Origin of the sequence: Nocardioides asiaticus, assembly GCF_040049175.1 — a bacterium.
GTDB classification, from domain to species: Bacteria; Actinomycetota; Actinomycetes; order Propionibacteriales; family Nocardioidaceae; genus Nocardioides; species Nocardioides cheoyonin.
Window position 1 is genome coordinate 80,678 of the sequence record NZ_JBDZDM010000002.1, and the last position, 12,787, is coordinate 93,464.

General features: G+C 73.7%; 15 protein-coding genes. 7 read left to right on the top strand and 8 right to left on the bottom strand.

The window, feature by feature from the left end:
• Positions 1-47 precede the first annotated feature (47 nt).
• Positions 48-899: an oxygenase MpaB family protein gene (locus ABLE53_RS06160; RefSeq protein WP_348857859.1), complete on the top strand. Its 852-nt coding sequence runs from the start codon at positions 48-50 to the stop codon at positions 897-899.
• A gap of 35 nt (positions 900-934) precedes the next feature.
• Here the strand turns inward: ABLE53_RS06160 and ABLE53_RS06165 are convergent, their stop codons facing one another.
• Both ABLE53_RS06165 and ABLE53_RS06170 read right to left on the bottom strand, forming a co-directional pair.
• On the bottom strand, positions 935-2,164 hold the full coding sequence (locus ABLE53_RS06165; protein ID WP_348857860.1) for an HNH endonuclease signature motif containing protein: 1,230 nt from the start codon (positions 2,162-2,164) through the stop codon (positions 935-937).
• 133 nt (positions 2,165-2,297) lie between these two features.
• Positions 2,298-2,750 (bottom strand): GNAT family N-acetyltransferase, encoded by a 453-nt coding sequence (locus tag ABLE53_RS06170; protein WP_348857861.1) that lies wholly within the window; start codon positions 2,748-2,750, stop codon positions 2,298-2,300.
• Here ABLE53_RS06170 and ABLE53_RS06175 point away from each other — a divergent pair.
• Entirely contained in the window at positions 2,749-3,798 is a 1,050-nt protein-coding gene (locus ABLE53_RS06175) for a phosphotransferase (protein ID WP_348857862.1), read from the top strand. The two genes, ABLE53_RS06170 and ABLE53_RS06175, sit on opposite strands and share 2 nt — an antisense overlap.
• Here ABLE53_RS06175 and ABLE53_RS06180 read toward each other — a convergent pair.
• Positions 3,787-4,980 (bottom strand): MFS transporter, encoded by a 1,194-nt coding sequence (locus ABLE53_RS06180; RefSeq protein WP_348857863.1) that lies wholly within the window; start codon positions 4,978-4,980, stop codon positions 3,787-3,789. The two genes, ABLE53_RS06175 and ABLE53_RS06180, sit on opposite strands and share 12 nt — an antisense overlap.
• A gap of 107 nt (positions 4,981-5,087) precedes the next feature.
• Between ABLE53_RS06180 and ABLE53_RS06185 the strand changes: the two genes are divergently transcribed.
• The 3 genes from ABLE53_RS06185 (at position 5,088) to ABLE53_RS06195 (ending at position 7,503) form a co-directional block, all read left to right on the top strand.
• Positions 5,088-5,465 carry a YciI family protein gene (locus tag ABLE53_RS06185; protein ID WP_348857864.1) on the top strand — a complete coding sequence of 126 codons (378 nt, stop codon included), beginning with the start codon at positions 5,088-5,090 and terminating at the stop codon, positions 5,463-5,465.
• 4 nt (positions 5,466-5,469) lie between these two features.
• Positions 5,470-6,705, top strand: a complete 1,236-nt coding sequence (locus ABLE53_RS06190; RefSeq protein WP_348857865.1) for an RNA polymerase sigma factor — start codon at positions 5,470-5,472, stop codon at positions 6,703-6,705.
• Positions 6,706-6,789: 84 nt separating this feature from the next.
• Positions 6,790-7,503, top strand: a complete 714-nt coding sequence (locus ABLE53_RS06195; protein ID WP_348857866.1) for an HAD family hydrolase — start codon at positions 6,790-6,792, stop codon at positions 7,501-7,503.
• A 44-nt stretch (positions 7,504-7,547) separates the two neighbouring features.
• On the opposite strand, the gene ABLE53_RS06200 is transcribed toward ABLE53_RS06195, so the two are convergent.
• Complete coding sequence (locus ABLE53_RS06200) at positions 7,548-7,889, bottom strand: TraR/DksA family transcriptional regulator (RefSeq protein ID WP_348857868.1); 342 nt, start codon at positions 7,887-7,889, stop codon at positions 7,548-7,550.
• Between the two features lie 63 nt (positions 7,890-7,952).
• On the opposite strand from ABLE53_RS06200, the gene ABLE53_RS06205 reads away from it, so the two are divergent.
• A complete protein-coding gene (locus ABLE53_RS06205) occupies positions 7,953-8,969 on the top strand; it encodes an acetamidase/formamidase family protein (RefSeq protein ID WP_348857870.1) in 1,017 nt (338 codons plus the stop codon).
• A 104-nt stretch (positions 8,970-9,073) separates the two neighbouring features.
• Here ABLE53_RS06205 and ABLE53_RS06210 read toward each other — a convergent pair whose 3' ends face one another.
• The 3 genes from ABLE53_RS06210 to ABLE53_RS06220 form a co-directional block, all read right to left on the bottom strand.
• Positions 9,074-9,922 (bottom strand): alpha/beta fold hydrolase, encoded by an 849-nt coding sequence (locus tag ABLE53_RS06210; protein WP_348857871.1) that lies wholly within the window; start codon positions 9,920-9,922, stop codon positions 9,074-9,076.
• Between the two features lie 43 nt (positions 9,923-9,965).
• Entirely contained in the window at positions 9,966-10,319 is a 354-nt protein-coding gene (locus ABLE53_RS06215) for a nuclear transport factor 2 family protein (protein ID WP_348857873.1), read from the bottom strand.
• A gap of 87 nt (positions 10,320-10,406) precedes the next feature.
• On the bottom strand, positions 10,407-11,633 hold the full coding sequence (locus tag ABLE53_RS06220; protein ID WP_348857874.1) for an MFS transporter: 1,227 nt from the start codon (positions 11,631-11,633) through the stop codon (positions 10,407-10,409).
• Positions 11,634-11,694: 61 nt separating this feature from the next.
• On the opposite strand from ABLE53_RS06220, the gene ABLE53_RS06225 reads away from it, so the two are divergent.
• The gene (locus tag ABLE53_RS06225) at positions 11,695-12,066 is read left to right on the top strand and encodes a MerR family transcriptional regulator (RefSeq protein WP_348857875.1); all 372 of its coding nucleotides are present in this window, start codon (positions 11,695-11,697) and stop codon (positions 12,064-12,066) included.
• Between the two features lie 48 nt (positions 12,067-12,114).
• Here ABLE53_RS06225 and ABLE53_RS06230 read toward each other — a convergent pair whose 3' ends face one another.
• Complete coding sequence (locus ABLE53_RS06230) at positions 12,115-12,783, bottom strand: response regulator (protein WP_348857876.1); 669 nt, start codon at positions 12,781-12,783, stop codon at positions 12,115-12,117.
• Positions 12,784-12,787: the final 4 nt, after the last annotated feature.

The following is a 12,787-nucleotide window of genomic DNA, read 5'->3' on the forward strand; positions in this document are numbered from 1 at the left end:
GAAGAGCGGGTGTCGTCGACGGGACGGGTGGGGCATGATGCCGAGGCATGGGCAAGGGCAGCCGGAGCGCCGGACTCGACCCCGAGGTCGACTACAAGTCGATCTACCGCAACCTCGCGCTCTACGAGTTCCCCTGGGACCTCAACCAGTCGCTGAGCTTCGCCCTCTTCCGGACCTACGCCGTCCCCAGCATCGGCCGGCTGCTGGACGAGACCGGCGAGTTCGAGCGCCGCACCCAGAAGCGGTACGACGACACCGCGCTGCTCCTCGAGGTGCCGCTGGTCGAGGGCACGGAGAGCCCGGAGGGACGCGCGGCGGTGCGGCGGATCAACCAGATGCACCACAGGTACGACATCTCGAACGACGACCTGCGCTACGTGCTGGCGACGTTCGTGGTCGTCCCGAAGCGCTGGCTCGACGACTACGGCTGGCGGCCGCTCACCGATGCCGAGGTGGTCGCCTCGGTGCGCTACTACCAGGACCTCGGCCGGCATATGGGGATCAAGGAGATCCCGGAGAGCTTCGAGGCGTTCTCGGACTTCACGGATGCCTATGAGCGGGAGCACTTCGCCTTCGACCCGGGCGCGCGGCGGGTGGCCGACTCGACGCTCCACCTGCTCACCACGTTCTACCCGCGACCCGGCCGCCGCCTGGTCGAGGTGTTCAGCCGGGCGATCATGGACGAGCCGCTGCTCGCGGCGTTCCGGTTCGACGAGCCGGGCCCGCGCGCCCGGGCGGTCTCCGCCGCCGCGCTGCGGGCGCGGGCCCGCGTCGTACGCCTCCTCCCGCCGCGGCGGAAGCCGAAGTACGTCCGCACCATGCACCGCATCCGCTCCTATCCGAGCGGCTTCGACATCGCGCAGCTCGGCACGTTCGCGCCGCCCGCTCGCGTGCGGTAGCCGGCCGCCTCGCCGGTCCGCGCTCCGGTCGGCTCTCACGTCCGTCGGTGGAGTCTGATGCTGCCGTCGGGGTGTCTTGTGAGGGCGTAGTTGGGGTTGTGGGCGAGTCGGTGGTGGTGTCGGCAGAAGAGCACGGCGTTGTTCATGTCCGTGCCGCCGCCGTCTGCCCAGGGGTGGAGGTGGTGGGCGTCGGTCCAGGGGGCGGGGACCTCGCAGCCGTCGACCGCGCAGGTCGGGTATCTGATTCGGAGGGCTTTGCGTTGGGCTGGGGTGAAGAGCCGGGTCTTGCGGCCGAGGTCGAGGACCTCGCTGTGGGTGTTGAGGACGGCGGGGATGATGCCGGCCTGGCAGGCGAGTCGGCGGGCCTCGGCCGCGGAGATCTCTCCTCCGTCTGCCCGTGAGGCGGTGCCGAGCTCGCTGGTCAGCTGGTCGACCGGGATTGTGACGATGAGGGTGGTGGTGTCGCCGCCGTGGTGCGGGAGCCGGTCGGGGTCGATCCGCTCGAGCATCTGCCCGAACGCGTGGCCGAGGAGCCGGTCGTAGGGGATCGTCTTGCCGCGTTCGGCGAACTGGGCGAGGCGGGGTTGGGTGAAGGCGTCGAGGTAGGTCCTCAACCGGACCCCGGTGGCCCTGGGCAGCCGGGCTCGCAGGAACATCGTCCCGTCGCCGGGGTCGGTGATGGTCAGGGAGGTCCGCCGGTGGGCTCTCTCCTCCTGGGCGAGGAGTCTCTTGCCGAGGACCTCCTCGGCGCGGTGGGGGTCGAGGACCTCGAGCAGGTGGGCCCCGACCCTGCGGAGCCGGGCCGGGTCGAGCCGTGCGGCCTCCTCGACCATCACCTGCTCGGCCTTCGCGACATCGCCGGGGGTGAGGTCGTCGGGCAGCGCCTGGAGGGCTCGGGCGATCACGCGGGCCTGGTCGACCGAGACGGTGCCGTCGGCCAGCGCGGCGGCCAGCACCACGTAGCGGTCGAGTGCTTTGGCGAGCTTGAGGTCGGCGCGCGCGGCGCGGTGGTCGGCGCGCAGGGCGTCGGCCCACCAGGTGCCGATGTCGCGGGCGCCGGTCTGCTCGGCGACCGGCCCGGCCGACGCCATCACCCGCAGCCGGAGCGCGGTGGTCTGGGCCTCGAGGGCGGCCAGCTCCCGCAGTGTCGCCTCGACCTCGTCGGGCCGCGGGAACAGTCCGGTGAGGTGGCTGGCGCGGGCGATCTCGCGGCGGGCGTGCCGCACCGAGGCGAGCACCGCCGGCACCGGCGTCAGCTCGGTCATGACACACCTCCTCGACCACGAGACCGGTTTCGATCTGGTGTTCCCAAAGCTAGCCGCGACCACCGACAGTCTCGCGCCGAATCCGGACATCTGTGCACAGAGCGGCAGCCCACCCGGTCCGCGCAGCTCCGGCTCAGAGCCGCTTCTCGTAGTACACGCGCGACCAGGGACCCTCGGTGCTGCGACGGGTCTCGACGTAGCCGACCCGCTCGTAGAGCCGCTGGTTCTCGACCATCGTGACGTGGGTGAAGAGCCGGAGGACGGGGAGGCCGAGCGCCGCTGCGCGCTCCTCGGCCAGCCCGAGCAGCCGCCGCCCGAGCCCGGTGCCCTGATGGTCGGGGTCGACCGCGACGTTCTCGACCAGCACGTGGTCGGCGCCGGGCGCGAGCACCAGCACCCCGGCGAGCCGGCCGCCGGCGTACGCCACCCACACCTCGTCCGCCGCGATGACCTCGGTGTAGTCGGCGTCCATCGGCGCCGGCCGGACCGACATCCGCGGGAGGTGGACGGCGTACGCCCGCTGGACGAGGTCGTGACACGCCTCCGCGTCCTCGGCGGTGGCGCGGCGGATCGTCGGGGCGGCCATGCCGACCATCCTGCGGCATGATCGCTGCGTGCTGCGCGCGCCGAGGTCCTGGGAGGAGCTGACGCCGGCGTGGCTTACCGAGGCGCTGTCACGGTCGTTCCCGGGCGCCGTCGTGAAGGAGGCGTACGTCGGCGGGGTGGCCCACGGCACCAACGACCGGGCGCACGTGCGGCTGACCTACGCCGCCGGGGCGGGCCCGGAGCGGGTCTTCGTGAAGCGGGAGGGCAGCCTGCTGAACCGGCTCGCACTGACCGCACTCGGCGCACGGGAGGCCGAGGCCGACCTGGCACTGGCCGACGCCGAGCTCCCCCTGGAGCGCCCGACGTTCTACGCCGCCGCGGTCGATCGCCGCCGGCTGGCCGCGGTCACGGTCATGGAGGACGTGACCCTGCGTGACGCCCGGCCGCACAGCGCGATCACACCGCTCACGCTCGACCAGGTGGCGAGCGGGCTGCGCGGGCTGGCGCGGCTGCACGCGACCTACCGGGAGCGACCACTGCCGGCGTTCGTGAGGCCCTGGCGGCTGCCTCGCGCGTGGGCGCCCGTGTCCGGTGCCAGCCTGGCTAATGCGCGGCGGAGGCTGCGGGCGCTCGGCCACGCCGACCTCCTCCCGGACACCGTCGCCGCGATCGACCGGGGCTTCCGGGCCTGGCCGGCGGTGGCGGCGGCCGGGCCGCAGACGCTGCTCCACGGCGACCCGCACCCCGGCAACACCTATGCGCTGCCCGACGGCACGACCGGCTTCTACGACTGGCAGCTGGTCAGGTCGGGGAGCTGGGTGCACGACGTCGGCTACTTCGTCGTCTCCGGTCTCAGCGTCGCCGACCGCCGGGTGCACGAGCGCGACCTGCTCGCGCTCTACCTGGCCGAGCGCGGGGGTGATGAGCCGGACGCGTGGGACCTCTACCGGCGTACGCCCGTCTTCGGCCTCGGCTCCTGGCTCCACACCCTCTCCGGCGGCGGCTTCCAGCCGGTCGACGTCTGTCTCGCGACGATCGAGCGGTTCGCGGCGGCGTACGCCGACCACGCATCGCGCTCACGCACGTAGACGCGAGGCCGCGAGCAGGCCGAGCGCGGCCACCTGGATCGCGACCGCGACGCCGGCGAGCAGGCCGACCGAGACGTCGTACAGCGCACCCAGCAGCGCACCACCCGCGAGCGAGGCGCCGCCGATGACCCCCGCATAGATGCCGTACGCCGTCGCCCGGCGACCCACCGGCACCAGGTCCGCGACGTTGGCGCGCAGCGTCGACTCCTGGATCCCGGTGGCGCAGCCCCAGACCAGTGCGCCGACGACCGCGACCGCGGTCGATCCGGTGAAGGCGAGGAGCGCGGTCGCGGCCGACAGCACGGGCAGGGCGGCCAGCACCCGCGGCCCGACCCGGTCGTAGACCCAGCCGGTCGCGAGGGCGGCGAGCGCGTCGGCGACCATCGCGGCGGCGTACACCAGCGGCACCGCCGCGGTCGGCAGAAGGTCCTGCTCGACGAGGTGGAACGAGACCAGCCCGAACGTGGCGAAGCCGGCCGTGGTGGCGGCCGTGAAGGCGGCGTACACCCAGAAGGCGCGCGGCAGCCGCCCCTCCGCCGGGGGTGAGGGCGCCGCCTGCGCGTCCGAGGGCGCCGTCTCGTACGCCGCGGGCTCCCGCACCCGCGCGCGAAGCCACAGCAGCAGCACGATCGCCGCGACCGCGGGTGCGGCGAGCACGCCGAGCGCCGGAGCGTAGTCGTCGCGGCTGAGCGCGAGCACACCGGCCACGGTCAGCGGTCCTAGGAGCGCCCCGATCTGGTCGAGCGCCTCGGAGACGGCGAACCCCTTGCCGCGGCCGGTGACCGCGGTGGCGTGGGAGACCAGGGTGTCCTTGGCGGGCGAGCGGACCGCCTTGCCGACCCGCTCGGCGACGACGAGCGCGCAGGCGACCCAGAGGACCCCGGACAGGCCGAGCACCGGCACCGAGACCGCCGTGAGGAGGTAGCCGCCGATGGTCCACGCCCAGAACCGCTGCGTACGGTCGGCCAGCGGCCCCGACACGAGGCGCAGTCCGAGCGCCGCGGCCTCGCCGGCGCCGGTGACGACGCCCACCACGGCACCGGACGCCCCGAGGCTCGCCAGAAGCGGACCGGTCACCGACCGCGCGCCCTCGTAGACCCAGTCCATCAACAGGCTGACGACGCCGAACACGGCGATGAACCGCCAGGCGCCGAGCCGCGGTGGCGGAGCAGGAGAGGGCACGACTGGCATCCTGCCGTGCCGCGCTGAAGGAACCCTTGCGAAAATGTCGAACACGCCGGGGCCGGCTCCGACGTACCGCTGTCCACCACACGACACCGGAGGCAGTCATGAAGTACGTCATCCTCATCCACTCCAACCCGCAGCCGTGGGGGCACCCGACGAGCGACTACATCCCCGAGTTCCAGGCCCTGCCGCAGGAGCAGAGGGACCGGCTCGGGGCCGCCTTCGAGGAGGTCCTCGAAGAGATGCAGGCCAACGGCGAGTGGGTGACCGCGCAGGCGCTCGCCGACCCGACGTCCTCGAAGCTCTACCGCTGGGAGGCGGGTGAGCAGGTCGTCACCGACGGTCCGTACTCAGAGGCCAAGGAGCACCTCGCCGGCTTCTTCCTCATCGACGTCGACTCGCAAGAGCGTGCCGAGCAGGTGGCCGCGAGGTTCAACGGCCCCGGCGAGACGGTCGAGCTGCGGCCGGTCATGGAGATGTGACGCGATGACCGACGGCGTGCTGGGGGACGTGTGGCGGCGGGAGTCCGCCCACGTCCTCGGCGCGCTGCTCCGCACGCATCCCGACCTCGCCGACTGCGAGGACGCCGCCCAGGAGGCGCTGCTCGCCGCTGCCCAGCAGTGGGAGTACGACGGCGTGCCGGCCGACCCACGGGCATGGCTGATCCGGGTCGCACGGCGCAGGCTGATCGACCAGCACCGCGGCGGCTCGGCCCGGGCGCGCCGGGAGACAGCGGACGCGATCGCCCGGCGGCTCGACGATCCGGTCGAGGAGGCCGACGGCACGTCGGCGTACGACGACTCGATGCAGCTGCTGCTGCTCTGCTGCCACGGGAGCCTGAGCCGGTCCTCGCAGGTCGCCCTGACGCTGCGCTGCGTCGCAGGGCTGACGACGGAGGAGATCGCGGCGGCCTACCTCGTGCCCGCCTCGACGATGGGGCAGCGGCTCTCCCGGGCACGGGCGACGCTGCGCGACGCGCTCCGGGACACACCGTTCGCGCCCCCGACGCCGGACGAGTTTCCCGACCGGGTCGCGTCAGTCCTCGACGTCTGCCACCTGGTCTTCAACGAGGGCCACACCCGCACCGCCGGTGAGGAGCTCGTCGGCGTCGAGCTGGCCGAGGAGGCGATCCGGCTGACCCGCCTGCTGCGCGCCGCGTGCCCCGACAACGACGAGGTCACCGGCGCGCTCGCGCTCATGCTGCTCACCCACGCCCGCGCGCCGGCGCGCATCGACGACGCCGGCGACCTGGTCCCGCTCGACGAGCAGGACCGCAGCCGCTGGGATCCCGACCTCATCGCGGAGGGCACGTCGCTGCTCGAGCGCGTCCTGCCGCACGGGCACGTCGGCCGCTACCAGCTGCAGGCCGCCATCGCGGCGGTCCACGCCGAGGCACCGACGTACGCCGACACCGACTGGCTGCAGATCTGCCTGCTCTACGGGATGCTGCACCAGGTCGCGCCGTCACCGGCGGTGACGCTCAACCGGGCGGTCGCTGTCGCGATGACGCTCGGGCCGGACCACGGCGTCGCCATCGTCCGCGACCTGCTCGAGCACCCGGCGATGCAGCGCCACCACCGGGCCCACGCCGTCCTCGCCCATCTCCTCGAGCAGCTCGGCGACCGCGACGGCGCGCGCGAGCACTACGCCCTCGCCGCCCGGCTCACTCGGAGTGCGCCCGAGCAGCGGTATCTCAACCGGCGGCTCGCGGCGCTGGGGTAGTCCGGGACGAAACGGTCGGTTACTCGCGAGTAGAACGACCGTCTCGTCCCGGAGTACCCCGCCCGGGTGCGCCATGATGAGCGCGTGACCACGCCTCGCGCGGTGCTCTTCGACCTCTTCAACACCCTCGTGCCCGGCGGCAGCCGGGCCGAGCGGGACGCGGTGTCACACGCGATGGCCGCCGACCTGGGGGTCGACCCCCAGGCGTTCGTGGAGCTGTACGCCGCCACCTTCGACGACCGGGTGCGCGGGCGCCTCGGTGATCTCGGGGAGACGATCCGCACCCTCGCGCGCAGACTCGGCGCCGAGCCGGCGGCGTACGACGTCGCGGCGGCCGCGCAGCGCAGGCTCGACTTCACCCTCTCGCTGCACGCCGGCACCTGGGCGCTGCCGGCGCTGCGGGAGCTGCGGGCGGAGGGCTACCGGATCGGGCTGGTCACCGACTGCACCGCGGAGACGCCGGCGATCTGGCCGGACAGCCCGCTCGCGGGGTACGTCGAGACCACGTCGTTCTCCTGTGTCACCGGGCTGCGCAAGCCGGCCGCCGGCGCCTACCGGGTGGCGATGACGGGGCTGCGGGTGACGCCGGCCGAGTGCGTGTACGTCGGTGACGGCGGCAGCCGCGAGCTCACCGGCGCCGAGGCGCTGCGGATGCGCGCCATCCGCTTCCGGCCCAGCGGCGAGGACCTCGGCGGCGTCGACGACCCGGACCTCGACTGGGCGGGTCAGGAGATCGACGACCTCGCCGAGCTGCCGGGGCTGCTCGTCACGCCGGATCCCGCGACCGACAGCGCCTGAGCCCGTCGGCCGGGTGCACAGCCGACCTGGCCGGCACGCCGCGGTCAGCCCGCACAGGCGACACAGGTGCGCGCCGCCGGCCTCGCCTCGAGCCGCCCGGGAGCGATAGGCGAGCCGCACCGCTCGCAGACGCCGTATGTCCCGTCCGCCAGCCGGGCGAGCGCCGCGTCCACCTCGCGCAGGTGCGCGTCGGCGTCGCGGACGAGCGTGGCGACCTGGGAGCGCTCGAAGGCGATGGTCGCGCCCTCGGGGTCGTGCTCGTCGTCGGCGTTCGTGTCGCGGGAGGCGTCGACGAAGCCCCGCAGGTCGCCGGTGTGCTCGGCGCGCCGGCGTAGCCACCGGTCCCGCTCGGCCTCCAGTCGCTCCCGGATCTCCGCCTCGTCCATTCCTCGATCATCGCTCGCGGGTCGTCGCGACGACGAAACACGGAGCCGACACAATCGCGGCACATGAGCACCGTGGAGTTCCGCCCAGGCCCTGACCAGCTCGCCTACACCTTCGGTGGCGCGGAGCCGGTGATGCGGATCGAACCGGGGACGGTGCTGACGCTCTGGACCCAGGACGCGTACGGCGGCCTCGTCTCCTCCACCAAGGACCTCCCCAGCGTCGCGCTCGCGAACGCCGCCGGCCTCAACCCGCAGACCGGGCCGTTCTGGGTCGAGGGCGCGGAGCCGGGCGACACCCTCGCCGTCCACATCGTCGACCTCACGCCCGCGCGCGACTGGGGCGCGTCCTCGACCATCCCGTTCTTCGGCGGCCTCACGAGCACGCCGCTGGACCCGACGCTGCAGCCGGCGCTGGAGGAGCGGACCTGGATCTACCAGTACGACAGCGCCACGGACACGGTGGCGTTCGAGGCCCAGGCGAGCGAGTTCTCGGTCGCGCTGCCCGCCAGCCCGATGCTTGGCACCGTCGGCGTGGCGCCCGCCCAGCGGGAGGTGCGTACGTCGCTGGTGCCCGACTACTTCGGCGGCAACATGGACACGCCCGACATGAGGGCCGGTACGACGGCGTACTTCGGTGTGAACGTCGAGGGAGCGCTCTTCTCGCTCGGCGACGGGCACTACCGGCAGGGCGAGGGCGAATCGTGCGGCACCGCCGTCGAGGGCGCCATGAACGTCACCGTGATCGTCGATCTCGTCAAGGGCGGCGGACCGGGCTGGCCGCGGCTGGAGAGCGACACCCACCTGATGACGGTCGGCTCCGCGCGGCCGCTCGAGAACGCCTGGAAGGCCGGACAGGTCGAGATGATCGGCTGGCTCGGCGACCTCCACGGCCTCGACCCGCTCGACGCCTACCAGCTGCTCACCCAGATCTCCGAGGCACCGCTCGCCAACGTGGTCGACACCAACTTCAGCTCCCTGACCAAGGTCGACAAGCGGCTGCTGCCGGTCTCGCCCGCGTTCGGCGGCCTGCACGCCGACCTGACGACGCGGGCCGCGGCGCTCGGGACCATCACCTACTAGCCGGTCGTCCCGACTGGCATAGCACCCTCGACGGGCCCGTGGTCGGCGGTCGTGAGCGTGGTCCGCCGCCTCCCGGTCGGCCCTATGCCAGTTGGAGCGACCACCTATCCGAGCCAGTCGGTCAGGGTCGCGACCACCGCCTCGGGCGAGCGCGCCCAGCGGAAGTGGTCGATGCCGTCGACGTCGAGGTGGATCCGGGTGAGATCGGCCGACGGCATCATCGCGGCCAGCCCGTCGACGGACCGGCGGGGCGCGAGGCCGTCGCCCTCGATCGAGACGGCGAGCAGCGGCATCGTAAGCCGTCGCAGCGCCGGGCCGTGGTCGACGGGAGGACTCCCGAACCGCAGCCGGCCGGTGCGGGCGAACCGGGCCCAGTCGGTCATCACTCCGCGCGCCTCGCGGCCCGCGAAGCCGACCCGTGTGCCGGGGAAGTGGCCGACCACCCGCGCCAGCAGCCCCATGCCCTGGCTCATCGCCAGGAAGCCGGCGCCCCACGGGCGCCAGTGCACCGACCCCGCCGCCACGAGGGCGAGACCGGCGAGCCGGTCGGGGTTGGTCGCGGCGTACACGCTGCCCACCTGGCCGCCGAGGCTGTGCCCGAGGAGGTACGCCGGCGCGGCCGGTGCGACCTCGCCGAGCAGGTCGACCGCCTGGCCGATGTCGTCGACGAGATCGGCGTAGCCGAAGTCGTGCCGCCAGCCGGGGCGGCTGCCGCCGGCCGCCTCGTGGCCGCGCTGCTCCATGACCGCCGCCCCGAGCCCGGCGTCGGCCAGCGCGGTGAGGAGCTTGCCGTAGTAGCCGGCCGGCATGCCCATCGCGGGTACGACGAGGACGACCGGCGCGCCGGCAGGCCCCGGACGGTGGGTGACGGCGAAGGTGGTCCCGTCGGCCCGGGCGACGACATGCCGCTCGGGCTCGACGGGACGCGGCTCGTCGGGGCTCAGCTCGGCCATGGCCCCAGTCTGCCGGTGACCGGCGGCCGCCCGGCGAGCGGGCTCATGCCGGCACCTTGTCGAGGAATCCGACCACGGAGCTGATCCGGCCCTCGCCGTCGGTGCTCACGACGTCGAACCCGACCACGAGCGGCTCGCCGCCCTCGGGGCCGAGTCCCCAGCCGAAGCGGGCGACGCCGTGGTGGGCGTCCACCTCACCGACCGGGGTGAAGACGAAGCCGGGGAACTGCTCGTGCACGGCCCCGATCGTCGCCGTGAGGGCGTCGAACCCCGCGACGTCGACGAGCGGGTCGACGTACGTCGCGTCGGGGGCCCAGGTGCGCACGATCAGGTCGGCACGGACCTCGGGGTCGGTGGCGTTCCAGCAGTCGAGGTAGCGGTCGCGCAGATCGGACATCGATGGCTCCTTCGTCGGTGGTGGTGTGACGCCGACGATCGTGGGCCGCGCTACGTGGCACCGTCGATTCCCTCGGAGGTAAGGGCGTCAGCCCCCCGACCGGCGTCGCCCCTCCCGGCCGACCACCGCGAGCGCTGCGGCGGCGACCATGGCGAGGACGGCTCCGAAGAGCGGCAGCGGGCCGGCGCCGTACACGTCGTGGAGGCCGCTGCCCGCCGCGCCGCCCGAGGCCACGCCGAGGTTGAAGGCGACCACGATCACCGCCCCCGCGGTGGGCCGGAACCGCTCGGACGCCAGCGCGAGCAGCCGGGTCTGGAACACCACCGGAACGGCACCGATCACCACGCCCCAGGCGCCGACGGCGGCGAGGACGAGCGCATCGGCCCCGCCGGACGCGCGTACGGCGAGCAGCGCGAGCGCGAGCCCGGCGCCCGAGATCGGCAGGGAGGCCGCCGGGACCCGGCGTACGAGCCACGGGGCGGCGACGAGGCCGAGCACCCCGGTGCTCCCGAAGACGAGCAGCGCGAGGCTGACCTGGCCCCGCGACAGGCCGCCGGGGCCGGTGAGGAGCGGCGCGACGAAGGTGTAGGCCAGGAAGTGGGCCACCAGCAGCAGCGCCCCGAGCAGCGCGACCGCGACGACCCGGCGCACCGAGGCGTCGCGGCGGGCCGGCTCCGGCCGAGGCGGTGGCGCCATCGCCGGCAGCGCCGCGACGACGAGCGCCCCGCCGACGACGGTGAGCAGGCCGACGAGGCCGAACGCGACCCGCCAGCCGACGGCCTCGCCGAGCGCGGTGGCGGCCGGGATCGCGACGACGGCCGCGACGGTGGGTCCGGCGACCATGACGGCGACCGCTCGCTCGACCTGGCCGGGCCGCACCAGCGACGTACCCGCGACCACCACCAGCGCCCAGAACAGCCCGTGGGCCGCGGCGGCCAGGAGACGGGCGCCGACGAGGAGGGGGTACGACGGCGCGAGGGCGGTCAGCACGGTCGCCGTACCCGTCACCGCGAGACTGCCGGCGAGCAGCACCCGCTGGTCGAGCCGGGACGTGGCCCGCGCCAGCGGCAGGCTGACGACGGCGATCGCCAGGCCCCAGACCGTGACCAGCAGCCCGACGGCGCCGGAGCTCACGCCGAGGTCGGCGGCGATGTCGAGGAGGAGCCCCGCGGGGAGCATCTCCGCGGTGACGGTGAGGAAGGTCCCGCCCGTGAGGGCCAGGATCGCCGGCCACGGGAACGGCGTCGTCGCGGTCGTCCGCGCGGTCGTCGTGGGTCCGCAGGCGGGGACCTCGCACAGCGCTTGATCAGTCACTCCTCGACGGTAAGGATTGACATCAGTGTGAAGGTCAAGCCCGATGGTCAGGCGGTGTGGATTGAGGATCGGCGACCTCGCGGAGCGGACCGGCGTACCCGCCCGGATGCTCCGCTACTACGAGGGCCAGGGCCTGCTGCGGCCCGAGCGACGGGACAACGGCTACCGGGAGTACGCCGACGGTGACGTCGAGCTGGTCCACCAGATCAGGAGCCTGATCTCCGCCGGCGTACCCACGCGGCTGGTGCGGATCGTCCTGGAGATGCGCGAGCCGACCTGGACACGGCAGTGCAGCCGCGACTTCGCCGAGCAGCTCGAGGGCGAGCTCGCCACGCTCGACGACAAGATCGCCTGCCTGACGGCCAGCAGGCGTACGCTCGCCGACTACCTCGAGCAGGCGCGCGTCGACGGCGAGCCGGCGCGCCGGAACTGACGACTCGACGCGCCACAAGTGGCGACTCGACCGACCAGAACTGGCGACTCAACCGTCGTCGGGCTCGAGACCGGAGCGGATCCCGATGACGGCGAGCTGGGCGCGGTCGCGGGCGCCGAGCTTGAGCATCGCCCGGCTGACGTGGGTACGGACGGTGTCGGGGCTGAGGTAGAGCCGTCCGGCGATCTCCTGGTTGGACAGGCCGGTGGCGACCCAGCCGACGATCTCGCGCTCGCGGTCGGTGAGCTGGTCGAGCAGCGGATGGGGCTCGGCCGGCGCACGCGCCTTGCCGAAGTGCTCGATCACCCGGCGCGTCACCGACGGCGCCAGCAGCGAGCCGCCGTCGGCGACGACCCGGACCGCGTCGAGCAGGGCGGAGGGCTCGGCGTCCTTGAGCAGGAAGCCGCTGGCGCCCGAGCGGAGAGCCTCGAAGACGTACTCGTCGAGCTCGAAGGTCGTCAGCATCACCACGCGTACGCCGGAGAGCGCCTCCTCGGCGGTGACCTCCGCGAGCAGCGCGAGCCCGTCCGTGCCGGGCATCCGGATGTCGCAGAGGACGACGTCCGGCTTGTAGGTCCGGATCAGCCGCAGCCCGGACGCGCCGTCGCCGGCCTCGCCGACCAGCTCGAGATCGTCCTCGGCGCCGATGAGCGTGCGCAGCCCGGTGCGCACGAGCGCCTGGTCGTCGATGACCGCGACGCGGATCGGCGCACTCATCGGC